This window comes from Phenylobacterium sp. 58.2.17, assembly GCF_026411515.1.
In the GTDB taxonomy this organism is placed as follows: domain Bacteria; phylum Pseudomonadota; class Alphaproteobacteria; order Caulobacterales; family Caulobacteraceae; genus Phenylobacterium.
This window is the reverse complement of the sequence record NZ_JAPMTQ010000035.1, coordinates 15,098-39,065: the sequence shown is the minus strand read 5'-3', so window position 1 is coordinate 39,065 and position 23,968 is coordinate 15,098. Positions and strand designations below refer to the sequence as shown.

At 68.8% G+C, this 23,968-nt stretch carries 24 protein-coding genes and 1 other RNA gene; 5 read left to right on the top strand and 20 right to left on the bottom strand.

The features are described from left to right. Window positions 1-2 precede the first annotated feature (2 nt). Window positions 3-1,187 (bottom strand): putative lipid II flippase FtsW, encoded by a 1,185-nt coding sequence (ftsW, locus tag OUA97_RS17860; protein ID WP_267233388.1) that lies wholly within the window; start codon window positions 1,185-1,187, stop codon window positions 3-5. Between the two features lie 94 nt (window positions 1,188-1,281). Between ftsW and OUA97_RS17855 the strand changes: the two genes are divergently transcribed. After that, window positions 1,282-2,172, top strand: a complete 891-nt coding sequence (locus OUA97_RS17855; protein WP_267233387.1) for a class I SAM-dependent methyltransferase — start codon at window positions 1,282-1,284, stop codon at window positions 2,170-2,172. Here OUA97_RS17855 and murD read toward each other — a convergent pair. The 10 genes from murD to OUA97_RS17805 form a co-directional block, all read right to left on the bottom strand. Continuing rightward, window positions 2,169-3,584 (bottom strand): UDP-N-acetylmuramoyl-L-alanine--D-glutamate ligase, encoded by a 1,416-nt coding sequence (murD, locus tag OUA97_RS17850; protein WP_267233386.1) that lies wholly within the window; start codon window positions 3,582-3,584, stop codon window positions 2,169-2,171. The two genes, OUA97_RS17855 and murD, sit on opposite strands and share 4 nt — an antisense overlap. A gap of 19 nt (window positions 3,585-3,603) precedes the next feature. After that, window positions 3,604-4,713: a phospho-N-acetylmuramoyl-pentapeptide-transferase gene (mraY, locus tag OUA97_RS17845; protein WP_267233385.1), complete on the bottom strand. Its 1,110-nt coding sequence runs from the start codon at window positions 4,711-4,713 to the stop codon at window positions 3,604-3,606. Next, a complete protein-coding gene (locus OUA97_RS17840) occupies window positions 4,713-6,110 on the bottom strand; it encodes a UDP-N-acetylmuramoyl-tripeptide--D-alanyl-D-alanine ligase (RefSeq protein ID WP_267233384.1) in 1,398 nt (465 codons plus the stop codon). The genes mraY and OUA97_RS17840 overlap by 1 nt, the downstream gene beginning before the upstream one ends. Beyond that, complete coding sequence (locus tag OUA97_RS17835) at window positions 6,103-7,557, bottom strand: UDP-N-acetylmuramoyl-L-alanyl-D-glutamate--2,6-diaminopimelate ligase (RefSeq protein WP_267233383.1); 1,455 nt, start codon at window positions 7,555-7,557, stop codon at window positions 6,103-6,105. The genes OUA97_RS17840 and OUA97_RS17835 overlap by 8 nt, the downstream gene beginning before the upstream one ends. Further along, complete coding sequence (locus OUA97_RS17830; RefSeq protein ID WP_267233382.1) at window positions 7,557-9,311, bottom strand: peptidoglycan D,D-transpeptidase FtsI family protein; 1,755 nt, start codon at window positions 9,309-9,311, stop codon at window positions 7,557-7,559. Before OUA97_RS17830 ends, OUA97_RS17835 begins: the two co-directional genes overlap by 1 nt. Then, the gene (ftsL, locus tag OUA97_RS17825) at window positions 9,308-9,631 is read right to left on the bottom strand and encodes a cell division protein FtsL (protein ID WP_267233381.1); all 324 of its coding nucleotides are present in this window, start codon (window positions 9,629-9,631) and stop codon (window positions 9,308-9,310) included. The genes OUA97_RS17830 and ftsL overlap by 4 nt, the downstream gene beginning before the upstream one ends. After that, on the bottom strand, window positions 9,628-10,557 hold the full coding sequence (rsmH, locus tag OUA97_RS17820; RefSeq protein ID WP_267233380.1) for a 16S rRNA (cytosine(1402)-N(4))-methyltransferase RsmH: 930 nt from the start codon (window positions 10,555-10,557) through the stop codon (window positions 9,628-9,630). Before rsmH ends, ftsL begins: the two co-directional genes overlap by 4 nt. Further along, complete coding sequence (locus OUA97_RS17815) at window positions 10,558-11,022, bottom strand: division/cell wall cluster transcriptional repressor MraZ (protein ID WP_267233379.1); 465 nt, start codon at window positions 11,020-11,022, stop codon at window positions 10,558-10,560. Window positions 11,023-11,308: 286 nt separating this feature from the next. Beyond that, an RNA gene (rnpB, locus tag OUA97_RS17810) (RNase P RNA component class A) lies at window positions 11,309-11,689 on the bottom strand. A 34-nt stretch (window positions 11,690-11,723) separates the two neighbouring features. After that, complete coding sequence (locus tag OUA97_RS17805; RefSeq protein WP_267233378.1) at window positions 11,724-13,046, bottom strand: cytochrome P450; 1,323 nt, start codon at window positions 13,044-13,046, stop codon at window positions 11,724-11,726. A 72-nt stretch (window positions 13,047-13,118) separates the two neighbouring features. Between OUA97_RS17805 and OUA97_RS17800 the strand changes: the two genes are divergently transcribed. Continuing rightward, window positions 13,119-13,769, top strand: coding sequence for a TetR/AcrR family transcriptional regulator C-terminal domain-containing protein (locus OUA97_RS17800; protein WP_267233377.1), 651 nt, complete (start codon window positions 13,119-13,121; stop codon window positions 13,767-13,769). Between the two features lie 138 nt (window positions 13,770-13,907). Continuing rightward, a complete protein-coding gene (locus tag OUA97_RS17795; RefSeq protein ID WP_267233376.1) occupies window positions 13,908-14,132 on the top strand; it encodes a hypothetical protein in 225 nt (74 codons plus the stop codon). Between the two features lie 177 nt (window positions 14,133-14,309). Here OUA97_RS17795 and OUA97_RS17790 read toward each other — a convergent pair whose 3' ends face one another. The 4 genes from OUA97_RS17790 to OUA97_RS17775 all read right to left on the bottom strand — a co-directional run bounded on the left by OUA97_RS17790 (window position 14,310) and on the right by OUA97_RS17775 (window position 17,291). Continuing rightward, on the bottom strand, window positions 14,310-15,077 hold the full coding sequence (locus OUA97_RS17790; protein ID WP_267233375.1) for an SDR family oxidoreductase: 768 nt from the start codon (window positions 15,075-15,077) through the stop codon (window positions 14,310-14,312). Window positions 15,078-15,163: 86 nt separating this feature from the next. Beyond that, on the bottom strand, window positions 15,164-15,679 hold the full coding sequence (locus OUA97_RS17785) for a GNAT family N-acetyltransferase (RefSeq protein ID WP_267233374.1): 516 nt from the start codon (window positions 15,677-15,679) through the stop codon (window positions 15,164-15,166). Then, window positions 15,676-16,401 (bottom strand): N-acetylmuramoyl-L-alanine amidase, encoded by a 726-nt coding sequence (locus OUA97_RS17780; protein ID WP_267233373.1) that lies wholly within the window; start codon window positions 16,399-16,401, stop codon window positions 15,676-15,678. The genes OUA97_RS17785 and OUA97_RS17780 overlap by 4 nt, the downstream gene beginning before the upstream one ends. Beyond that, complete coding sequence (locus OUA97_RS17775; protein WP_267233372.1) at window positions 16,398-17,291, bottom strand: DMT family transporter; 894 nt, start codon at window positions 17,289-17,291, stop codon at window positions 16,398-16,400. Before OUA97_RS17775 ends, OUA97_RS17780 begins: the two co-directional genes overlap by 4 nt. 107 nt (window positions 17,292-17,398) lie before the next feature. Between OUA97_RS17775 and OUA97_RS17770 the strand changes: the two genes are divergently transcribed. Further along, window positions 17,399-17,980: a gamma carbonic anhydrase family protein gene (locus OUA97_RS17770; protein WP_267233371.1), complete on the top strand. Its 582-nt coding sequence runs from the start codon at window positions 17,399-17,401 to the stop codon at window positions 17,978-17,980. A gap of 4 nt (window positions 17,981-17,984) precedes the next feature. Here the strand turns inward: OUA97_RS17770 and OUA97_RS17765 are convergent, their stop codons facing one another. The 3 genes from OUA97_RS17765 to OUA97_RS17755 all read right to left on the bottom strand — a co-directional run bounded on the left by OUA97_RS17765 (window position 17,985) and on the right by OUA97_RS17755 (window position 21,001). Next, window positions 17,985-18,413, bottom strand: a complete 429-nt coding sequence (locus OUA97_RS17765) for a VOC family protein (protein ID WP_267233370.1) — start codon at window positions 18,411-18,413, stop codon at window positions 17,985-17,987. 154 nt (window positions 18,414-18,567) lie between these two features. Further along, window positions 18,568-19,713 (bottom strand): acyl-CoA dehydrogenase family protein, encoded by a 1,146-nt coding sequence (locus OUA97_RS17760; protein ID WP_267233369.1) that lies wholly within the window; start codon window positions 19,711-19,713, stop codon window positions 18,568-18,570. Between the two features lie 85 nt (window positions 19,714-19,798). Continuing rightward, on the bottom strand, window positions 19,799-21,001 hold the full coding sequence (locus tag OUA97_RS17755; protein WP_267233368.1) for an acyl-CoA dehydrogenase family protein: 1,203 nt from the start codon (window positions 20,999-21,001) through the stop codon (window positions 19,799-19,801). Window positions 21,002-21,269: 268 nt separating this feature from the next. Between OUA97_RS17755 and OUA97_RS17750 the strand changes: the two genes are divergently transcribed. Further along, window positions 21,270-22,001, top strand: coding sequence for an endonuclease/exonuclease/phosphatase family protein (locus tag OUA97_RS17750; protein ID WP_267233367.1), 732 nt, complete (start codon window positions 21,270-21,272; stop codon window positions 21,999-22,001). Here the strand turns inward: OUA97_RS17750 and OUA97_RS17745 are convergent. Further along, on the bottom strand, window positions 21,988-23,445 hold the full coding sequence (locus OUA97_RS17745; RefSeq protein WP_267233366.1) for a phospholipase D-like domain-containing protein: 1,458 nt from the start codon (window positions 23,443-23,445) through the stop codon (window positions 21,988-21,990). The genes OUA97_RS17750 and OUA97_RS17745 overlap by 14 nt on opposite strands. Window positions 23,446-23,598: 153 nt before the next feature. Beyond that, on the bottom strand, window positions 23,599-23,916 hold the full coding sequence (locus OUA97_RS17740; protein ID WP_267233365.1) for a hypothetical protein: 318 nt from the start codon (window positions 23,914-23,916) through the stop codon (window positions 23,599-23,601). Between the last annotated feature and the right edge of the window lie 52 nt (window positions 23,917-23,968).

The following is a 23,968-nucleotide window of genomic DNA, read 5'->3' as shown; positions in this document are numbered from 1 at the left end:
CTTTAGGCGAACGCGCCGGCCTTGGCGAGGCCCTCGCCTTGGGAATAGGCGCCCGGTCGACGGCGAGTCAGCGCAAGCGCCATGCCGAACGTCAGGCAGATCGCCCACATCGACGAGCCGCCGTACGAAATAAACGGAAGAGTCATGCCCTTGGTCGGGATCATGTTCAGGTTCACCGCCACATTGATGAAGGCCTGCTGCCCGACCAGGACGAACAGCCCCGCCGCAGCGACCTGCTCGAAGGGATCGGTCAGCTTCATGGCGCGATAGAGGCCGCGCGTGACGATGAAGCCCAAAAGCGCGATCAGCAGCAGCGAGAAGATCAGGCCGTACTCCTCGGCGCCGACCGAATAGATGAAGTCGGTGTGCAGGTCGGGCACGTGGCGCTTCATGACGCCCTCGCCCGGACCACGACCGAAGAAGCCGCCAGCGGCGATCGCCTCGGCGGCGCGGTCCACCTGGTGGGTGTCGGCGCGGTCGGGACTGAGGAAACGATCCACGCGGCTGGCCACGTGCGGGAACAGGAAGTAGGTCGAGCTAAGGCCCGTCACCGCCACCCCGCCCAGCAGCATCACCCACGACAGCGGCACCCCGGCCATCCAGAACGCGGCCCCGAAGGCGATGGTGATCAGCACCGTCTGGCCGACGTCCGGCTGGATCAGCAGCAACCCTACCGACAGGAAATAGAGGCCGAAGGCGATCGAGACGCCCGGCACCCCCTGCCCCTTCTGGCCTTCCGAGAACATCCACGAGACCAGCACGATCAACGCTGGCTTCATGAACTCCGACGGCTGCAGGGTGAAGCCGCCCAGTTGCACCCAGCGGGTCGCGCCCTTGGCCGTGTGCCCCAGGAACGGGAGGATGAGCATGATCGCGATGGCGACCAGGTAGATGAAGAACGCCGCCCGCCGGATCCCCTTGGCGTCGAGCATCGACACCCCGATCAGGATCGCCGCGCCGGTGACCGCGAACACGCACTGGCGCACCGCGAAGTGGAAGGGATCGCCGACGTTCATCCGCGCCGCCGCCGCCGGGCTGGCGGCGAAGGACATCATCACGCCGATGGCGATCAGGGCGGCCACCGCCCCCAACATCCAGCGGTCCGTCGTCCACCACCAGATCCCGACCGACGAGCGGTCGCTCCGCGCAAAGGCGTGGGCCTGCTGGGGGCGATGGATGTGACTCATGGGCGTCTCCGCGGGCGCGGCGGCCCGTATCCTCCAGATGCCCGCGGCATGCTTAAAATACCTTAACCAAGCCCGGCCTTGGGCGCCCTGCGACTTGAAATCTTTCGCCGGGCGGGGCGACATCGCCCTCCAGCCGAAGAAGGACGCCTCGATGACCGACGCCCCCTCCGCCCCGACCGATCAGGCCGCCTACTGGAACAAGACCGGCGGCCAGGCCTGGGGCGACCTGCAGGACATGATGGACGCCCTCAATCGGCCGATCGAGGAGGCCCTGGTCGACCGCGCCTTTCCCGGCGTCGGCAAGCAGGTTCTGGACATCGGCTGCGGCGCCGGCGCAACCACCCTGGCCATGGCCCGCCGGCTGGGCGCCGAGGGGTTGAGCCTCGGCGTCGACATCTCCGCGCCGCTGATCGAGATCGCCTCCGGCCAGGCCGCGCCCGGCGCCCGGTTCGTGCAGGCCGACGCCCAGACCTACGACTTCGGCGGCGCGAGCTTCGATGCGGCCATGTCGCGGTTCGGGGTCATGTTCTTCAGCGACTTCGACGCCGCCTTCGCCAACATCCGCAGCGGCCTGAAACCCGGCGCCGAGCTGGTTTTCGCCTGCTGGCGCAGCCCCGCCGACAACCCGATGGCGATCATCCCCGGGCGCGCCGCCGCCCCGTACCTGCCGCCTTCTCCGCCGACCGATCCGCTGGCGCCCGGGCGCTTCGCCTTCGCCGATCCTGAGCGCGTGCGCGGCATCCTGGGCCGCAGCGGCTGGAGCGACGTCGACATCACCCGGCTCGATGCGCCGACCCCGATCACTCTGGACGATCTCGTCACGCTCAGCCTGCGGATGGGCCCAGTCGCCTCAGCTCTGCGGGAGGCGGACGAGACGACGCGCGGCAAGGTGCGCGACGCGGTGACGACGGCGCTGGAGGCCGAGGCGGTCGATGGCGTGGTGCCGATGGTCGCCGGCTGCTGGCTGGTGACGGCGCGAGCTTAGGCGCGCGCGCCCTTCGCGGCCGGGCGGTTCAGCCCCTGCACCGCCGCGCGGAACGCCTCGCCGCGCTCTTCGAAATCGGCGAACTGGTCGAACGAGGCGCAGGCCGGCGACAGCAGCACGACGGCGTCCTGGCCCGAGGCCGAGGCCTCCGCATAGGCCGCCGCCACGGCCGCCGGCAGCGTCCCGCACTTGGCGAACTGGGCCTTGCCATCAAGCGTCGCGGCGAAGTCGTCCTGGGCGTCGCCGATCAGGTACGCTTTCTCGATGCGCGGGAAGAGGTCGCCCAGGCTGTCGATGCCGCCGGCCTTCGGCACGCCGCCGGCGATCCAGTAGAACTTCGGATAGCTCGACATCGCCTGGCGCGCGGCGTCGGCGTTGGTCGCCTTGCTGTCGTTGACGAAGCGGACCCTGCCGACCGCGCCCACCGTCTCCATCCGGTGCGCCAGCCCCGGGAAGCTCATCAGGCCGTCGGCCGCTTCCTGCGAGGTCAGGCCCAGGCCGCGCACCGCGGCGTAGGCGGCCGCCGCGTTCTGCCAGTTGTGACGGCCGGGCAGCGAGCGCGCCCGCAGCAGGTCGGCGACCTCCACCGCCCGCTCGCCCGTCGCATCGTAGAGCAGGCCCTGCAGGACATAGACCCCACGGCCGATAGCCTTAGAGGCCGAGATCGGGACGATGGTCCGACGGTTGGCGGCGGTGATCTCGGTGCAGATCCGCTGTCCCCAGGGATCGTCGACGCCGATCACGGCGGTGTCGCCCTTGCCCTGGTTCAGCAGGATACGGCGCTTGGCCGTCACATATCCTTCCATTCCGCCGTGTCGATCCAGGTGGTCGGGCGAGACGTTGAGCAGCAGCGCCACGTCGGGCTTCAGGCTTGAGGTCAGGTCCAGCTGGTAGGAGCTCAACTCCAGCACGTAGACCGCCCCACCGTGCATGTCGTCCAGGCCAAGCACGCCCTGGCCGATATTGCCGCCGACCCGCACGTCGCGGCCGGCCGCGGCGCAGATGTGACCGATCAGCGCCGTGGTCGTCGACTTGCCGTTGGTGCCGGTGATGGCGACGATCTTCGGACGCTTGTGCTCGGGCGCGGCGTTCACAGTGCGGGCGAACAGCTCGATGTCGCCCAGGATCTCGACGCCGGCGGCCTTGGCCTTCTCGACCGTCCAGTGTGGCTTGGGATGGGTCAGCGGCACGCCCGGCGACAGCATCAGGGCGGCGAACTGCGACCAGTCGGCGGTGGAGAGATCCAGCAGCTCCAGCCCCTCGGCCTGCGCCGCGGCGCGGCTCTCCGGCTTCTCATCCCAGACCACGACCTTGGCCCCGCCGAGCACGAGGGCGCGTGCGGCCGTCAGCCCTGTGCGGGCCAGGCCGAACACGGCGACCGTCCTGCCTTCTAAGCCGCGGACCGGGATCATGAGACTGCCAGCCCTCCCCTTACCGCAGCTTCAGCGTCGCAAGGCCCAGCAGGGCGAGCATCACGGCGATGATCCAGAAGCGGATGACGACGGTGCTCTCGGACCAGCCGAGCTTTTCGAAGTGGTGGTGGATCGGGGCCATGCGGAACACCCGCTTGCCGGTCAGCTTGAACGAGGCGACCTGGATCATCACCGACAGGGTCTCCATCACGAAGAGACCGCCGATGATGCCGAGCACGATCTCGTGCTTGGTGGCCACGGCCACGGCGCCGATGCCGCCGCCCAGCGCCAGCGAGCCGGTGTCGCCCATGAAGATCTTGGCCGGCGGGGCGTTGTACCAGAGGAAGCCGAGGCCGGCGCCGATCATCGCGCCGCAATAGATCGCGATCTCGCCCACGCCCGGGACGAAGTGCAGCTTCAGGTACTGGGCGAAGACGTAGTTGCCGACGAGATAGGCGATGAAGCCGAAGGCGGCGGCCGCGATCATCACCGGCACGGTCGCCAGGCCGTCGAGGCCGTCGGTGAAGTTCACGGCGTTGGCCGCGCCGACGATGATGAAGGCCCCGAACGCCAGGTAGAACCAGCCGAGCGGCATCAGCAGCTGCTTGAAGACCGGGAACGCCACAGAGGTCGCCAGTTCCGGCGTTTCCGGCGGGCTGGTGCCGAAGACCACCATCAGCGCCACGGCGGCGACCGCGATCGCCGCCTCCATGACCAGCCGGATCTTGCCTGACACGCCCGCCGTCGATTGCTTCGTGACCTTGGCGTAGTCGTCGGTGAAGCCGAGCACGCCATAGCCGGCCGTGACCAGGATCACCGCCCACACATAGACGTTGGTCAGATCCGACCACAGCAGCGTGCCGACCAGCAGGCCGGCCAGGATCATCACCCCGCCCATGGTCGGGGTGCCGGCCTTCTCGACCACGTGACGTTCGATGCCGTCGGCGCGGATCGGCTGGCCCTTGCCCTGTTTGGCCTGCATCCAGCGGATGAAGCGCGAGCCCATGGCCACCACCACCAGCTGGGCCGTGAACAGCGCCATACCGGTGCGGAAGGTCTGGTATTTCAAGAGGTTGAGGAACGGCACATAGCCGTCCGCGGCGAGCTGTTGATACAGCCAGTAAAGCATCAGCCCGTCTCCCCCGAACGCACGTCGAGCGCGCTCAGCGCAGCTGCGACCGCGCCGGCCCTCGAGCCGTTGGACCCCTTCACCATCACCAGATCACCGGGCCCCACGGCCGCGCTGATCAGCGGCGCCAGCTCCGCCGCACTTTCGGCGTAACCCCCGCGACGAGTCGGCGGAAGGGCGTCCCACAGGGATTTCATCAGCGGCCCGGCGGCGAACACCAGGTCCACGCCAGCCGCTTCGAGCGGCCCGGCCAGGCCAGCATGGAAGGCGGGCGCCTCGGCTCCGAGCTCCAGCATGTCGGTCAGGGCGACGATACGCCGTCCGACGGTCTTGCGCGCACCCAGGCTGGCGAACGCTGCGCCCATCGAAATCGGGTTGGCGTTGTAGCTTTCGTCGATCAGCGTGAAGAGGCCGCCGGCCAGCTTCACCAGCTTCTCCGCGCCGCGGCCGGCTAGCGGCTCGAACGCGCCCAGCGCCGCAAGACTGTCGTCCAGGCCGACGTCCAGGGCCTCCAGCATCAGCAGCACGGCCATGCTGTTCGGGCCCCAATGGAAGCCGGTCTGCAGGATCGGGAAGTCCAGCGCCTTGCCGTGCAGCCGCGCCTTGATCACCGCGCGACCCGGTTCGGGCGCGAAATCCACCAGCTGGGCGTCGCAGTCCTTGCCCGTCCCGAAGCTGCGCACCGTGGCGCCGGCCTTGTGGGCCTCCTCGGCCAGCAGCTCGAACCACTTATTGTCGGCGTTCAGCACCGCCACGCCGCCCGGCTCGATGCCGGCGAAGATTTCGGCCTTGGCCCTGGCGACGCCGACCTCGCCGTCAGGGAAGTTCTCCACGTGCACCGGGCCGACCGTCGTGATCGCCACCGCATGCGGCCGTACGAACCGCGACAGCGGCGTGATCTCGTCGGCGTGGTTCATGCCGATCTCGAAGATCGCCCGTTCGGTGTCCCGCGGCATGCGGGCCAGGGTCAGCGGCACGCCGATGTGGTTGTTGTAGCTCTTGACCGACGAATGGGCGCGGCCGGCCCGTTCGATGCCCGCCCGGACCGCCTGGGTGACGCTGGTCTTGCCGACGGAGCCGGTGACCGCGCCGCGACGGGCCTGGGGCGCGCGCTCGCGCGCGGCTTCCCCCAACTTTTCCAAGGCCTTGAGCGTGTCGTCTACGACGATGCTGGCGCCGTCGACGCTCCTGGAGGCCAGGCTGGCCGCGGCGCCTGCGGCCAGCGCCTGCGGCACGAACTCGTGCCCGTCGCGGGCGCCGACCAGGGCGACGAACAGGTCGCCGGTCTCGATGCTGCGGGTGTCGATCGACACACCGCCGACCGCAAAGGCCGGGCCGGAGAGCGCCCCGCCGGTCGCCGCGGCGATCTCGTCGGACGTCCAGAGCGGCTTAGACATGCGCAGCCTCCAGCGCCGCGGCCACTTCGGCCACGTCGTCGAAGAAGTGAACGGTCGAACCGACGATTTGGTACTGCTCGTGGCCCTTGCCAGCCACGACCAGCACGTCCCCCGGGCCCATCAACGCCACGCCGGCGCGGATCGCCTCGCGACGGTCGCCGACCTCGCGCGAGCCCGGCGCACCGGCCAGGATCTCGGCGCGGATGTCGGCAGGGACCTCCGTGCGCGGATTGTCGTCGGTGACGATGGCGATGTCGGCATGCTGGGCGGCGGCCAGCCCCATCAGCGGGCGCTTGGCGCGGTCACGGTCGCCGCCGGCGCCGAACACCACGATCAGCTTGCCCTCGACATGCGGGCGCAGCGACTTCAGCACCGTCTCCAGGCCGTCGGGCGTATGGGCGTAGTCGACATAGGCCTCGCCGCCCTTGGCGCTGGTCCCCACCCGTTGCAGGCGGCCCGGCGCCCCCTCCAGGCTTTCCAGCGCCGTCAGGACGTCCCCGACCGCCTCGCCGGCGGCGATGCTCAGGCCCGCGGCCACCAGGGCGTTCGACGCCTGGAACGCGCCCGCCAGCGGCAAACGGACCTCATAGGTCTTGCCCTTGGCCTCGATCTTCAGCGTCTGGCCGTCGGGCGTCGCCGCATGTCCGACCAGCTTCAGCCCCTGCCCCGCCTCGCCGACCGACAGCACCGACTGGCCCGATCCGATGGCCGCTGCGGCGAAGGCGCCGTAGGCGTCGGAGTCGGCGTTCAGCACGGCCACGCCGCCGCGCGGCAGCAAGGCCTCGAACAGGCGCAGCTTGGCGTCGCGATAGGCCTCCATGGTGTGGTGATAGTCGAGATGGTCCTGGGTCAGGTTCAGGAAGCCGGCCGCGGTCAGTTCCGCCCCGTCCAGCCGCCGCTGGTCGATCCCGTGCGACGAGGCCTCCATGGCCAGGTGGGTCACGCCCTTGGCGACCATCACCGACATCAGCTCGGCGACGTCGGCGGCGTCCGGCGTGGTCAGCCCCGGCGGAGTGATCTGCTCGTCGAGGCCCGGCCCCGTCGCCCGCACGCCCAGGGTGCCCATGCTGGCGGCGCGATGGCCCAGGCGGTTGAAGATCTGCCGGCAGAAGGCGGCGACCGAGGTCTTGCCGTTGGTGCCGGTGACGGCGACGACCACCGGTGGCTGCGCGCCCCAGAACGCCCGCGCGGCCAGGGCGTAGACCCGGCGCGGATCGGGCGTGACGATCACCGGAACGCCCAGTTCCGGCATATCCTCGGCGGCGATGACGGCCGCAGCGCCCGCCTCGACCGCCTTGGCGGCGAACGCCTTGCCGTCGACCTTGGAACCCGGCAGGGCCGCGAACAGAAAGCCCGGCTTCACCTTGCGGCTGTCGGCGGTCACACCGGCGATCGTCGGATCGCTCGCAAAGGGCTGGTGGACCAGTTGGGAGAGCGTCTTGGCCATCAGTGCCCGTCCGAGATCGGCCCGGCGGCGATCGAACCCTCGCCAACCACCTTGATCAGGTCGGGCTGGCGCTGGACGCCCAGGAACGGGGCGATACGGTCGATGACCCGGCCGGCGGCCGGCGCGGCGACCCAGCCGCCGGTGGAGTAGCCGTAGGTCTTGGCCGTGCCGTGCGGCTCGTCCATCAGGATCAGCACGAAGTAGCGGTCTTCCTGCACCGTGCCGGCGGTCGGGAACACGGCGGCGAATGAGGACACCTGCCGTTGGGTCGAGTAGCCGCGGATCGTCGGGTCGTACTTCTCGCCGGTGCCCGTCTTGCCGCCGACGCTCAGGCCCGGGGCGTTGGCCGACTTGCCGCTGCCGCCGATGACGTTGGCGCGCATGATCTGCAGCATCTGCATCGAGGTTTGCTCGGACAGCACCCGCTGGACCTGCGGCTTCTGGCCGGGCTCCAGCTTCTTGATGGTCAGAGGCACCATATAGCCGCCGTTCAGCAGCGCGCCCATGGCGCTGGATAGCGCCAGCGGGCTGACGTTCATGCCGTGGCCGAACGAGGTCGACGCCACCGCGTCCATGTCCCACTTGCGCGGGGTCAGCGGACGGGCCGACTCCATCAGTTCCACCTGCGCAGGCTTGGTCAGGCCCAGAGCGGTGAAGTACTTGCTGAGGCGCTCGGCCCCGACGCTTTCGGCCAGCTTGGCGGTGCCGATGTTGGACGAGTGCTGGAACACCTCGACCAGGGTCAGGATCTTCCGGGCGGCGTGGTAGTCCTTGATCGTCCGATAGCCGAGTTGATACGGGACGCGCGCGTCGAAGGTCGACGACGGATTGGCCACGCCGGTGTCCAGACCGATGGCGACGGTGAACGCCTTGAAGGTCGAACCCATTTCGTAGATCGACGCGGCCGCACGGTTCAGCTTGGCGTTGTCGTCGGCCTTGGCGACCTGGTTCGGGTCGAAGGTCGGATAGCTGGCCATCCCGAGGATTTCGCCGGTGTGGACGTTGGTCACGATGCCCACCGCGCCGCGCGGCTGGAACTCGGCCGCCGCCTTGTAGAGTTCATCCTCCAGCGCGGCCTGGACCCGCAGGTCGATCGACAGCGCCACCGCCGTCTTCGAGGCCGCATTGCCGCGGATGGTGTCGTTCAACGCCCGCTCGGCGCCGGCCAGGCCCACGCCGCCGGTGTCGGCGAACCCGACTAGGTGGGCGGCCGTCGTGCCCAGCGGATAGACCCGGCGCTCCTCCGGCTCGAACGTCACCCCCGGCAGGCCCAGGGCGTGGATGCGGGCGCGCACTTCCGGCGTCAGGCCTGCGGCCACGAAGCCGCGGCGCTCGCCGCTCAGCACCTTCTCCAGGCGCTGGCGGTTCAGGTTCGGCAGGGCCGAGCGCAGGGCCCGGCGGGTCTCGTCGGCGTCCCAGATCTCCCGCGGGTCGACATAGAGCCCATAGTGCAGCAGGTCGGCGGCCAGCATGGCGCCGTTGCGGTCGACCAGGTCGGCGCGCGAGGCCCCCACCGGCGCGGCGTAGCCGCCGCTGCGGCCGGCGTCCGAGAACAGGGCCGCGCGCGTCGCGCCGATCGCCAGCAGCAGGAAGGCGGTCGCGAACAGCGCCAGCACGAAGAAGATGCGGATGCGCGTGTCGTCTTCGGCCTTGCCGGCCGCCTTGGCGCGCTCGAAGGCGTGCTCCAGCCCCCAGACCTTGGCCTTGAGCCAGCGCCAGCCCGGCGCTTCGAACGATGGATGAGCAAGGCTCACGGCTTTGGCTTCCCGAGGGCGACTTCGCCCAGTTTGTCGATGGTGGTCTCGTGCTTGGCGCCGACCGGCCCCATGCCCAGATGGGCGGTCGAGAGCGACTCGATCCGCGAGGGCTGCTCCAGGTGGGCGACCTCGGCCTGCAAGAGGCGGATGCGGGCCTTCTCGGCGTCGATCTGCTTTTCGACCGCGGCGATTTCCGCGCGTTCGCGCCCGGCCATGGTCTTGGCCAGGTAGACCGACAGGATCACAGCGACCAGAACCCCCAGCGCGACCACGTCGACCAGCCGGAAGCCCCGAATCTTGCGGGTGAGGAGACTCATGCCGCCTCCTTCCATACCGGAGCGGAGGTGCGAACCCCCACCCTCAACTTGGCCGATCTCGCGCGCGGATTGGTCGCGGTCTCGGCCTCGCTGGGGGCGCGGGCGCCGTTGAACAGCAGCTGAAAGCTCGGCGGCGCGCCGGCTTCGACGGGCGGCGCGTGGCGCGAGCCGCCCGGGGTCTTGCCCGCACGCTCGGTGAAGAAGGCCTTGGCGATCCGGTCTTCCAGCGAGTGGAAGGTCACCACCGCCAGCCGGCCGCCCGGCTTCAGCACCCGCTCGGCGGCGACCAGGCCGGCCTCGAGTTCGGACAGCTCCTCGTTGACCGCGATGCGCAGGCCCTGGAACGAACGGGTGGCCGGATGCACCTTGGCCCCGCGGCGCCCGCCCAGGGCGCGCTCGATCACCTCGGCCAGATCCAGGGTGCGGGTGAAGGCCTGTTCGGCCCGGCGGCGGGCGATGAAAGCGGCCACGCGGCGCGACTGCCGCTCCTCGCCGTAGACATAGAAGATCCGCGCCAGCTCGGCCGGCTCGGCGGTATTGACGATGTCGGCGGCGGTGGGGCCGTCGGCGCCCATGCGCATGTCCAGCGGCCCGTCGCGCATGAACGAGAACCCTCGCTCGGCCTGGTCGAGCTGCATCGACGAGACGCCAAGGTCCAGCGCCACGCCATCGGCGACGCCCTCGCCCAGTTCGTCGGCCATCTGCGAGAAGCGCCCCTCGACCAGGCGGAAACGCTCGCCCAGCCCCTCGGCGAACTTGCGCGCGCTCGGGTCGCGGTCGAAGGCGACGACATCGGCGCCGGTCGCCAGGAAGGCGCGGCTGTAGCCGCCGGCCCCGAAGGTGCCGTCGATGATCAGCTTGCCGCTCGCCGGCTCCAGCGCGGCGATAACTTCATCCAGCAGGACCGAGGTGTGGGGCGCGCTCACTTAAGCGGCTCCCAGCTTGGCCGCGCGCTGCTGGGCGCGGAGCTCGGCCAGCCCGGCGCGGGCCAGTTCGCGCTGGGCGGCGCGATGGGCCTGGAACGCTTCGCGCTCCCAGATCTGGAACCGGTCGCCCAGGCCGACCAGCACGACCCAATCGGTCAGGCCGAACTGGTCGCAGAGCTGCTCAGGCAGGGTGATGCGGCCGGCGGTGTCGAAACTCATCTTCGCCTGCCCGCCCAGCACCGACAGCTCGATCGCCGAGCGCACCGGGTCGCCGAACGGCATCTCGTCCATCAGCGCGACGTAGCGGTCGAACAGGGCGCGGCCGCCGCCCTCGATGCAGTCGGCCTCGATCGAGGGAAAGCAGACGATGCCGTCGAAGGGGCCGGAGACGAGCGCGCGGAATTCCTGCGGCACCACGATGCGCCGCTTGGCGTCCACCTGTTTCTCGAAGGTCGAGAGAAACATCTCGCCGCGCCCCAGATCGCGGCTCCGAGCGAGCCGCCAACTTCACCCCGTTTCGGACCCGCAGAGCCTCCAGCTCCGACGCGCCGCCGATCCTCAACGGATGCTGATTGGGTTAACATGGGATCAATTGGGAGACAATGACTCCAGGCCGCAATTTCTGGGGAATCCCAAAGACGTTACGGCTGAGATGCAGTCATCCACAGCTGATATCCACAGAACATACAATGAACACTTTAAGTATAGCCGCCCTACCTGTGGACGGCGGTGGATAAGCGGGACGGAAGTACGGACCAGACGGCCTATAAGCCGGGTTCTGTGCCGCCCGCGAACGGGCGCGACGATCATTCCTCTGGACCGCCCATTGCTGGACGGTTCTCGCGACCTACCCGGACGCCTCAGGCCTATGACGGCCCTACCCCTTGCGGGGCGCGGAATCCCTATTCGGTCTTGCTCCTGGCGGGGCTTGCCATGCCGTCCCTGTCACCAGGTCCGCGGTGGGCTCTTACCCCACCCTTTCACCCTTACCCCGATCGAAACCGGGGCGGTCTGCTCTCTGTGGCGCTATCCCTGGGGTCGCCCCCGGCGGGCGTTACCCGCCGCCATGTCATAGTGGAGCCCGGACTTTCCTCGACTGCCCGAAAGCAGCCGCGATCGCCCGGCCGTCTGGTCCGCGCGCTAATTGGGCCGCCCCGCGCCGCCGGTCAAGGCTCCCGCGCGACCAGCTCCATCCCAATTCGTCCCACCGGGCGCAGCGTCATCCGCGGCTTCATGCCCACCTCGCCCGGATCGACCAGCTTCAGGCGGTAGCGGCGGGCGATCTCGCACAGCACCTCGACCGCCTCGGTCATGGCCAGCGAGGCGCCGATACAGACCCGCGGCCCCGCGCCGAACGGCAGATAGGCGTAGCGCGCCGGCCGCTCGCCCGCAAAACGGTCCGGGTCGAAGCGTTCCGGATCGTCCCAGTGGTCGCGATGACGATGCACGACCCAGGGCGCGACGCAGACCAGCGCTCCCTTGGGGATGCGCACGCCACAGATCTCGTCCTCAGCCCTGGCTTGGCGCAGCGGGATGCGCGGCACGGGCGGGAACAGGCGCATGGCCTCCTCGATCACCTGACGCGCATAGGTCGGCGGCGCGTCGGGCGAGGCGTCGAGCGCCGCATGCAGCCTCGCCTCGACCTGCGGGTGCAGCGCCAGCAGGTACCAGGTCCAGGTCAGGGCCACCGCGGTGGTTTCGTGGCCGGCGATGAAGATGGTCACGAACTGGTCGCGCACCTCGCGGTCGCTCAGCCCCCGCCCCGTCTCTGGGTCACGCGCGGCGATCAGCCGGTCGAGCAGGTCGCCGTCGCCACGCGCGGCGCGGCGCTCGGCGATCAGCCGCGCGATCCAGGCGTCGAACACGGTGAACAGGGCTGCGATCCGCCGCTCGCGGTCGCGGGCCCGCAGCCCTCTCAAGCCCGGCGTGAAGTCGGCCAGCCCGAACCGCTCCAGCACCGCCTCGGCCGATCGCAGGGTCCGCTCCATCACCGGCCCCAGGTCGTCCCCAGCCGCCGAGAACATCGCCCGCGCAATGATCTTCAGGGTCAGGTCGCCCATCGCCTCTGAGACATCGATCACCTGCCCCGGCCGCCAGGTCCCGATCACCTCGCGTGCGGTGGCGGTGATGGTCGGAACGGCCGCCTGGACGCTGTGCGGATCGAAGGCCGGCGCCATCAGCCGGCGATGCCGCCGCCAGACCTCGCCCTCGCTGGTCAGGACGCCTTCGCCGAGAAAAGCCTCGAACAGCCGGCTCTGGATCGCGGCCTTCGGATAGTTGTCGGCTGCGTCGAGCAGCACGTGCTTGACGCCTTCCGCCGCGCTGACCAGGAAGCTCGGCCCCAGCGGGCTGCGCTGGGCGAACACCGGCTCAACGAACGCGCCCTGCGGGATCACCGCCAGCGTGTTGCCTCGGGCGACGCGCAGCACCTGCCAAAGGGGCAGCGGCCGCGGCGGCGGGACCGGGACGGGCGGAAGCGGGGCCTGCATGGGGGCACCTTTATTTAACGCCGTTAAATAACAAGCTAGCGCCGACGCCCCGCTTGCGTCAATAAGGTCGCCATGCCCCGTAAGCCCGGCCCCCAGCTGTCGCGTGAAGACGTCGTCCAGGCCGCCGCGCGCCTGCTCGAACGCGAAGGGTACGACCGGCTGACCATGCGCGGCGTCGCCGCCGAACTGGGCGTCCAGGCCCCCGCGCTCTACTGGCACGTGAAGAGCAAGGAAGGCCTCTCCCTGCTGCTCTTCGACCACCTGATCGCCGACCTCGACTATGGCGCTCCGACCGGCGACTGGCGTGCAGACCTGAAGCGGATGGCCGGCGTCCTGCGCCGCCGGCTGGTCGAGACGCGCGACATCACCCGCCTGTTCCCCGACGACTACAGTTCGGGCCCGCGCGCCGCGCGCCCGCTGGAGCTGTCGTTGGGGATCATGCGCGACGCCGGCCTTGCCCCAGCCGACGCCATCGCCGCCTACGGGACGGCGCTGTCCTATGTGGTCGGCTGGTCGCGGTTCGAGGTCACGCGCCGTGCGAACGAGGCGCAAGGCGCCCGCCCTGCCCCGCCCTCCTTGGAGCTGCAGCCGAACCTGGCCTGGGCGCTGCAAGGCGGACCGCCCGACATCGACGCGGGGTTCGAGTTCGGCGTCGACCTGCTGATTGCGGGGCTGGAGCAGCGCCTCCAGCCCAGCCTTGCGGAACCCGCTCCTCGCGCCTAGCTTCTAGCGAGCTGTCCGGCAGAGGATATCTACGTGTGTGCTGTGATCGATTGAGGCCCTGAGGAACCCCAGGCTGACGCCTGTTCCCTGCCCCGCCGCGCCCATGCGCGCGGGCGCTTCATGTCGACTGGACACAATATGCCGAAATCAGACGAACCGCGCGCGCCGGCGCCGCACCCGGAATCCGCCCACGAACCGACCGCGTCCGAGCGCGCCCGCGCGATCATCGAACGCCAGCTTTCCCTGAAGCAGCACGGCCACCAGGCCCTGAACGGCGGTAAGGCCGGCGGCGTCCACAAACCCGGCAAGGGCGGCTGGTCGCCGGCCCCGATCCGCCCCGGGGGAAGAGGACGGCGGGGGTAGCGCCAATAGCCGCCATCCCGGTTTGCGCAGCAAGACCGGGATGGCGTGCGAACCTTCTCTCTTGGTTCGTCATGGCCGGGCCGCAGGTCCCAGCCATCCATACGCCGGGCCTAGCGGGCCGGGCTCGCGCCTATGGCTCCCCGGCGCGCTTGCGCGGCCGGGGATGACGAACGTGGTCTAGAACTCGGCCGAACCGCCATCGCAGGGCACGACGGCGCCCGTCGTGTAAGCGCTCGCGCGGCTGGCCAGGAAGATCGCCACCCCGGCGATGTCCTCGGGCGTGCCGATGCGGCCCCGCGGGTTCGACTTGGCGATGGCGTCGCCGGCCCGGGCCAGGGTGGCGGCCATCATGTGGCTCTGGAAGGGGCCGGGGGCGATGGCGTTGACCAGGATGTGCTCGGGCGCCAGCCGCTTGGCCAGGTGGCGGGTCAGCATGATGCAGCCGGCCTTCGAGGTCGAATAGGCGTAGGTCTCCAGGGCCGGCGGCTCGATGCCGTTGACCGAGGCGATGTTGATGACCCGCGACGGGTTCTCGTGCGTCGCCGCGGCGCGCAGCTGCGGCAGCAGCTTCTGGGTCAGGAAGAAGATCGACTTCACGTTGAGGTCGACGGTCTTGTCCCAGCCGTCCTCGGGATATTCGTCGATCGGCGCGCCCCAGGTGGCGCCGGCGTTGTTGACCAGGATGTCGAGCTTGTCCTCCCGCTCGGCCAGGGCGGCGGCCAGGCCGGTGATGCCCTCCATGTTCGACAGGTCGAAGGGCAGCGAGATGCAGGTCCCGTACTTCGACAGCTCCTCGGCCAGGCTGTCGCACACATTGGCCTTGCGCGAGGAAATGTAGACCTTGGCGCCGTTCTCGACATAGCCGCGGGCGATCATCTCGCCGATGCCGCGGCTGCCGCCGGTGACCAGGGCGACCTTGCCCTCAACGCTGAACAGGTTGCGCATCAAAACGTCCCTCAATTTCGAAATAATGGTATGCCGGAAGGCGGAAATCTCGTGGCCAGCACTGCTGACGCTGCTCGCCCCCGCCGTCAAGCCGGCGCCAGCAGCAGTCCCATGGCGATGTCGTCCTCGAGCCGTCCGTCGGGCATGCGCACGCGCTGGACGAAGCGCCCCTCGATCACGAAACCGAGCCGCTCATAGAGGCGGATGGCGTCGATATTGCCTTCGCGGGCCATCAGCTCGATACGCGTAACCTGGGGCGACAAGGCTCGCGCGGCTTCGAACAGCGCCGCAAACAGGGCCCGCCCCACGCCCCGGCCCTGCCAGGCCGGGTCGACGGCGACGGTCAGGTCCGACAGCACATGGGCGAACTGCTCCGGACCAATACGGCTGGCATGGATCTCGCCGGCCAACCGTCCATCGATCCAGGCCCCCAAACTCACGCCGCCGGCGCGCGCCTTGGCGAGGAAGCCCTCGACATAGGCCAGGTCCATCTCGTCCGGACGCCGCGCCAGGCCGCCCGCCCCGCCGGCGGCGGCGCGATAGAGCGCCAGCACCTGTTCGGCGTCCTGCGCCGCCGTCGCGCGGATCGCCGGCGCGCTCACGCCCCGGCCGCCGCTCGCAGCAGGCCGATCAGCCGCGCGCGGGTCATACCGTCGGCGACGCCGTCGACCTTTTCCGGCCGCCAGTGGCGCTGAAAGGCCCGCACGATGGTGGTGGTGTCGGCGTCGTACTTGCCGGACGGCGCGCAGTCGTAGCCAAGCCGCGTCAGCCCCGCCTGCAGCGCGAACACCCCGGCGCTCTCCTCGCCCTCGGCCAAGCTGGCGCCCGGGGCGGCGTTCGGCTCCACCCACAGGCCGTGCCCCGCCTGCGCCAGGGTCTTCCAGGGGAACAGCTCGCCCGGATCGTCCTTGCGGGCCGGGGCGACGTCGGAATGGCCGATGATCCGGCCGTCCTCGACCTGCCAGCGGCTGCGGATGTCGCCCAACAGTTCGATCAGCGCGTCGATCTGGGGCTTAGGGAACGGGCGATAGCCCCACTCGTGGCCGGGATTGACGATCTCGATGCCGATCGAACGGCCGTTGATGTCGGTCTCGCCCTTCCAGGACGACACGCCCGCGTGCCAGGCGCGGCGCTCCTCGGGCACCAGGCGGAACACGCGCCCGTCCTCTTCGACCAGATAGTGCGACGAGACCTTGGACTCCTCGTTGCACAGCCAGGCCAGCGCCTCCTCGCCGGTCTGCATGCCGGTGTAGTGCAGGACGATGATGTCCGGCGGGACCTTACGCTCGTTGAAATTCGGCGAGACGGCTTCGATGAAGTTCATCGGGCGCGCCCCCGAAGATTGAGCAGCAGCAGCATGATCTGATTGGGCCTCATGGCGATGATCAGCACGCCCGCCAGCGCCACCGCGGCGCCGAAGGCCATGCGGGCGTCGAACGGGTCATGGGTGATGACGACTCCGAGACCGATGGTGGCCAGCGGGGTCATCAGGGTCAACGGCGAGATCAGGTTCGCCTCGTAGCGCTGGATCAGCCAGTAGTAGGCGGTGTGGCCGAACACCGAGACCACCAGGGCCGAAAAGATCACCGCGACCCAGAACCGCCAGCCGATCGAGAGGCCCGCCTCGACGCCGCCGGGCTCGAAGATCAGCGACATCGGGATGAGCACCGCAGCCGAGGCCAGTCCCACCCAGGCCTGGAACTGCAGCGGCTTGACCCCTTCCATCTGCTTCATCAGCACCGAGCCCAGCGAGCCCAGCACCACCGAGACCAGCACGAAGGCCAGGCCGCCGGTCAGGGTGAAGCCGTGCGGGTCCCACATCACCGCCAGGGCGCCGATCAGGGTCAGGCTGATGCCCAGCAAGCGGCGGCGGTTCAGCCGCTCGCCCAGCAGCATGAAGGACAGGAAGGTGGTGGTCGGCACCATGAGCTGGCTCACGATCGCCGCCGACGAGGGGCTGGCGGTCTTCAGCGCGATGAACATGAACGCGAATGAGCCGGCGCCCATGCACACCGCGATCAGCAGCAGGCGCCACAGAGGCCGCGGCGGATTGCGCAGCCAGGGGAACACCGCCGCCGCGACGAGGATGAACCGGACGGCCGCGTAAAACAGCGGCGGCGCGTGCAGGTAGGCCACGACATACTTCGAGACGATGTTGTTGGCCGCCCAAAGCAGACAGACGAAAACCAGGAGGGCGAAGTCGCGAAGGGCCATGACCCTGCGGTTAGGCGCGGTTGGCCCGCGTTTGGCAAGGGCGGCGCTTGTCTGACGTTTGGGAAATCTCCGATTGTGGCGCCCAGTTCGCTATCGGAGTTCCAGACATGACCACCGCCCCCTTCCTCGGCCCCGACGTCCAAGACCAGGGCTCGGCCTGGATCGATCCGTCGGCGCGGATCTTCGGCGCGGTGGAGATCGCGCCGGAGGCCTCGATATGGTGCAACGTCGTGGTGCGCGCCGAGAGCCAGAAGGTGGTGATCGGGCGGCGGACCAACATCCAGGACTTCGTGATGATCCATGTCGGCTCGGGCACGCCGACCATCGTGGGCGAGAACTGCTCGATCACCCACCACGTCACGCTGCACGGCTGCGACATCGGCGACAACTGCCTGATCGGCATCGGCGCGACGATCATGGACGGCTGCGTGATCGGCGCCGGCTCGATCGTCGCGGGCGGCAGCTTCCTGAAGGAAGGCACGGTGATACCTGCCAATTCCATCGTCATGGGCTCGCCCGGCGTGGCGACCAAGACCCGCGACAACAGCCGCGCCAATGCGCTGAACGCGTTCCTCTACTGGCGCAACGCCCAGGCCTACGCCCAGGGCGACTACCGCCTCTGGTCCAAGGACAGCTTCCGCGCCGAAATGGCCGCCGAGCACGCGCGGCTGGCGGCCGTCTTCGGGTGAGCCGCTAGGCGTCGGCCGCCTGCGGCGCGGCGCCTTCGGCCATCGCCGCCTGGTCCATGTACATCAGCTCCCAGACGTGGCCGTCCAGGTCCTGAAAGCTGCAGCCGTACATCGGGCCCATGTCGGTGTTTGGCTTCCAGGGCTTGGCGCCGGCGGCCAGCGCCTTGCTCAACAGATCGTCGACCTCGGCGCGGCTGCTCGCCGACAGGCAGGTCAGGACCTCGGTCGTCTTGTGCGCGTCGGCGATGTCGCCGGTCACAAAATCCTTGAACCGGTGATGCTCCAGCAGCATCGCGAAGATGTTCTCTTCGATGACCATGCAGGCGGTGTCGGCGCTGCAGAACTGCTCGTTGAACGTGAATCCCAGCGCGCCGAAGAAATCGCGGGACGCCGTCACGCTTTTCACGGGCAGGTTCACAAAGATCATTCGCATGGGGGACTCCTCCGGGGGTTACGCACCCCAGGACGACGCAGGTCGGGCCGTCCCGACATTCGCGACGAACTTTTTCTGCGTCAGAGTCGGCCAGGCACAAAAAAAGCGCGCCCGGCGGACCGGACGCGCTTCGATGTCGCTTTGCGTCGGCGGCTTAGGCCGCGGCGCCCAGGCTCAGGTTTTCGTAGCGAGCCAGGTGATGATCGGTCGAGCCGAAGGCGCTCTCGATCATGGTGGCGCGCTTGAAGTAGTGGCCGATGGCCATTTCGTCGGTCATGCCCATGCCGCCGTGCAGTTGGATGGCGTTCTGGCCGATGAACTTGGCCGCCTTGCCGATCTGCACCTTGGCCGCCGAAGCGCCCTTGGCCCGCTCGACGTCGTCGTCGGCCAGCTTGATGTTGGCCATGTAGGTCATCGAGATCGACTGCTCGAGGTTGATGAACATGTCGACCATGCGGTGCTGCAGGACCTGGAACTGGCTGATCGGCTGGCCGAACTGCTTGCGCTGCTTGGTGTATTCCAGGGTGCCTTCGTGCAGCTTGCGGAACACGCCGCAGGCTTCGGCGCAGGTGGCGACGACGGCTTCGTCGATCACCTTCTGGACCAGCGACAGGCCCGCGCCCTCGGCGCCGATCAGCGCGTCAGCGCCGACCGCGACGTTCTCGAAGGTCACTTCCGAAGCGCGGAAGCCGTCGACGGTCGGGTAGTCGCGGGTGGTCACGCCCTTGGCGTTCTTCGGCACGATGAACACTGAGACGCCCTGGGCGTCGCGCTGGCCGCCGCCGGTCCGGGCGGTGACGATCAGGTGCGTGGCGTACGGCGCGCCGATGACCACGGCCTTCTGGCCGTTGAGCACGTAGCCGGCGCCGTCCTTCTTGGCGATGGTCTTCAGGTCCTGCCAGGTGTAGCGGGCCTGCGGTTCGGCATAGGCGAAGGCGATGATCGTCTCGCCGCCGATGATGCCGCCGATCAGGTCTGCCGCGCCGGCGTAGCCCGAATGCTTCAGGAAGCCGCCGCCGATCACAACGGTGCCGAGGTAGGGCTCGACGACGAGCGACTTCCCGAGCTCTTCCATGATGACCATGTTCTCGGTCGAGCCGCCGCCCAGGCCGCCCAGTTCCTCGGCGAACGGAGCGCCCAGGATGCCGAGTTCCTCGGCGAAAGCCTTCCACACGTTCGGACGCCAGCCCGGCTCGGCCTTCAGCGCGTCACGGCGCTGCTCGAAGCTGTAGTGATCGGCCAGATAGCTCGCGACGGTGTCGCGCAGCATCGACTGTTCTTCGGTGAAGCTGAAATCCATCTGGTTTCCCCGTGCATCACCCCGCCCGGGCGCTCCGGCCCAGGCGGGAAATAAGTGTTGTTTTCTGACTTAAGACGATCGGCGCTTAGAGGCCCAGCACCATCTTGGCGATGATGTTGCGCTGGATCTCGTTCGACCCGCCGTAGATGGAGGTCTTGCGCATGTTGAAGTAGTTGCCGGCCACGCCGTCGGCGTAGTCCGGGCCGATGTTGGTGTTGTGGCCGAGGTCGCGCAGATACGGCGCGCCGTAGTGGCCGACCGCTTCCAGCACCAGTTCGGTCAGGCGCTGCTGGATCTCGGTGCCCTTGATCTTGAGGATCGAGCTTTCCGGGCCCGGGCCCTTGCCGCTGCTTTCGCCGGCCAGGGTGCGCAGTTCGGTGAACTCCAGCGCCGTCAGGTCGATCTCCAGCTCGGCGACCTTGCGCTTGAAGAACGGGTCGGCCAGCAGCTTGCCGCCGGCGTCCGACAGCTCGGTCGAGGCGATCTCGCGGACCTTCTCCAGGCCGCGCTTCGAGCGGGCGACGCCGGCGATCCCAGTGCGCTCGTGGGCGAGCAGCGCCTTGGCGCAGGTCCAGCCCTGGTTTTCGTGGAACACCCGGTTCTCGACCGGCACCTTCACGTTGTCGAGGAAGACATCGTTGACCTCATGGCCGCCTTCCAGGGTCGTGATGCGGCGCACCTCGATGCCCGGGGTCTTCATGTCGATCAGCAGGAACGAGATGCCCGACTGCGGCTTGGCGTCCGGGTCGGTGCGGACCAGGAAGAAGCCCCAGTCGGCGTGCTGGCCGAGCGTCGTCCACGTCTTTTGGCCGTTGACGATGTAGTACTCCTTGCCGTCGTCGCCCGTGACGCGCTCAGCCTTGGTCTTCAGCGAAGCCAGGTCCGAACCGGCGCCCGGCTCCGAATAGCCCTGGCACCACCACACCAGGCCGTCGCGGATGCCCGGCAGGAACTTCTCTTTCTGCTCCTGGGTGCCGAAGGTGTAGATCACCGGGGCCAGCATCGACACGCCGAACGGCAGGATGCCCAGGGTGTCGGCGCGAGCCTGCTCTTCCGACCAGATGTACTTTTGGGTGGGGGTCCAGCCGGTGCCGCCGAACTCGACCGGCCACGACGGCGTCGCCCAGCCCTTCTTGGCCAGGATGCGGTGCCAGGAGAGATAGTCCTCCTTGCTCAGTTCTTCGCCGCGATCCTGCTTCTCGCGCAGTTGCTTGGGATAATTCTGGGCGATGAAGGCGCGGGCCTCCTCACGGAAGGCGGCGTCTTCAGGCGAAAAGTCGAGGTTCATAGGCGGCTCCCAGGCGCGAGCATTTACAGCGTATTTCGTTGGGCGCGGAACATACGCGCCTCGCGTGACAATGTGAAGATGACCCTTACGTAAGCGTCACATCAACTTATCGCGGTTCACTTGGCCTCCATCCGGGCGGAAATGCAAACCCGCACACGGCTCGAAGGTAGCGGCCCGCAGACCTGTGGCGGATATCTCGCGAACCTTCGCCTTGCACCAGCGTTGGAGCCGTTGCGTCGCGCGCCCGCGGCGTGCATCCCTGAGCTCCATGCCGCGCATCCTCACCTACAACGTCCACCGCTGCGTCGGCACGGACCGGCGCCTCGACGTCGGCCGCGTGGCCGAGGTGATCGCCCGACTCGAACCCGACATCGTCGCCCTGCAGGAGCTGGACGTCGGCCGCGCCCGAACCGGCGGCGTCGACCAGGCGCACCAGATCGCGCGGCGGCTGAAGATGGCTTTCCACTTCCATCCGGCCCTGCGCGTCGAGGAGGAGCTCTACGGCGACGCCATCCTCACCGTTTACCCCGAGCGGATGATTCAGACCGGGCCCCTGCCCGGCTACGCGCCGATTCCGCGGTTGGAGCCGCGCGGCGCGGTGTGGATCTCGACCGAGGTGGAGGGCCGCCCCGTGCAGGTGATCAACACCCATCTGGGCCTGGTGCCCCGCGAGCAGCAGATCCAGGCCGCCTGGCTCGCCGGCCCGGCCTGGCTGGAGCACCCGATGCGCCAAGGCCCGACGATCCTGCTCGGCGACTTCAACGCCACCGGTTCGTCGGTGGTCTATCGCACCCTGGCGGCCAAGCTGGCCGCGGCGCGGCGGCTCTCGCCGCAACGCTCGCCGACCTCGACCTTTCCCTCGGCTCTGCCGGTGCTGCGCATCGACCACATCTTCGTCAGCCCGGAGATCAAGGTCGAGAACGTGTTCGCTCCCTTCGATCCCCTGACCCGAGTGGCCTCCGACCACCTGCCGCTGGTGATGGACTTCAGCGTGGCATGAACCGGGTGTGCATCAGGTCCTCGGTGTAGAGCAGGTCGCGTCGGCGCGTGGCCCGCCATGAGTCGGCCACCGAGTACGGATCGCCGAGGTGATAGGTGGCGATGATCTCGCCCAGCAGCGTCTGCTTCATCGGCAGGATCGGCGACAGCCGCCCCTGCGCGTTCAGGTGCTCGATCGCCGCGATCATCCCTCCGCGCTCGGCCCTGGCCTTGGCCACGGACTCGCCCGTGCACCCCAGGAAGTGGCCAATGAGCCGGTCTCGTAGGGCGCCGATGGTGCGCTCCTCACGGCCGTCCTCCACCTGCACGCCGAGCTCGACCTCCGTATCGAAGCCGCCTGAGCGGTTGTTGAGGTTGGCCGACCCCACCCGGGCCAAGCCCTCGTCGATGATGGTCACCTTGGAGTGGACGATGATCTTCGTCCCGGCCGGGGTCGTCGGATACCAGGCGCGGAACCGCCCGAAAACGTCGGCCGAACGCAGCCGCCAGAGCATGTTGGATCGCGCCCGGTCCATGGTCAGCTGGTCGAACCAGCTCGGGCTCTGGCCGGTCGAGATCAGCACCACCTCAGGCCCGTCCGGTTCCGCCAGCCGCTTGGCCAACGCCGCGGCGTACAGCGGCGAGGCGAAGTACTGGTTCTCCAGATAGATCACCGACTTGGCCGCCAGGATCGATTCGATGGTCAGGCGACGGATTTCGGTCACTTCCGGACGCTCGTCCCAGGCCGGTTCGGTGCGCTGGATCGAGACATCGACGTCGCTCAGGTGCGCAGGGACGTAGGCCGGCCAGGGATCCTCCTGCGTCGGTTCAGGCTTGGGCAGCGCCTCCCCCGTGGCGCGGCGCCAGCGTTCGCGCGCCAGGTCCCCCAGGGCCTGCGCCGCCGCGCCGTCGACCATCATCATCACTTCGTGGCGTGGGGCGTGATGGTGCTGGTCGGGCATGATCCGCCGCGGGTCATGCTCCAGGTGGCCGGGCGTGTCCCAGCGATCGACGCTGATGTCCCCGCCCCCGCAGAACGCCAGAGCGTCGTCGACCACCAGCACCTTCTGGTGATGGCAGGCGCCGAACGGCACGTGGTCGTCGAGCCAGAACTTCACATTGGTGCCGCGGAACCACTTGCGGGCCTTGTGCGGAAAGAACTGCTGGCTGGCCGCGATCGGCAGGGCCGATTTCCAGATCAGCACCCGGATGTCGAGATCCGGTCGCGCCTTGGCCAGCGCCACCAAGATGCGGCCCACCTCGTCAGGATCGGAGGGGCCATCGAAGCCGTCCGGGAACAGCCGCGCCCGCGGATCGAACCCCCAGCCCAGCAGCAGCACCGATCGGCGCGCCTTGCGCAGCGCCTCGAAGACCGCCGTGAAGTAGGCCTCGGTATCGACCAGAAAGGCGGCGCGGCCCGCGCGCTCCTTGCGCCAGCACGTCTCGCCGGGCCTCAACAAATCCATCACCGACCCAATCGCCCAGCCACAGCCTCCATCCATCAAAGCCTATGGCCAAGCCTGGTTCCGCCGCAAAAGAAAAGAGCGCCCGGCCGGGGGAGACACGGGCGCTCAGTCGGGAAGCGACTGCCGGGTGGGGACCGACAGGCGGTCGGGGCGTTAGCCCTTGTAGGCTTGGCAGGGGCCGTTCAGTTCAGCGACAAGGCGCGCCTTGCGGTCAGTGTTGTCGGTCTTGCCTTCGCGCTTGGCCTTGTCGAACTCGGTCTTGCCGCGATCGGTGACGAAGGCGTTGCGCGTGCGGCCCTCGCTCTTGATGAAGGCGTCCATCGACGCGGTGTCGACGCTGGCGATGCCCGAGGCGGCCAGTCCACGGCAGCGGTTGGCCTTCAGATAATCCACGTCGCTCACGGCCGCCGAAGCGGAACCGGCCGCAGCCAGCAAACCAGCGGACGTCAGGGCGATGGCGAACAGTTTCATGGCGTAACTCCCTCGAAATTCGATGAGGGGAAACTGCTCGCGGGGGCACGAA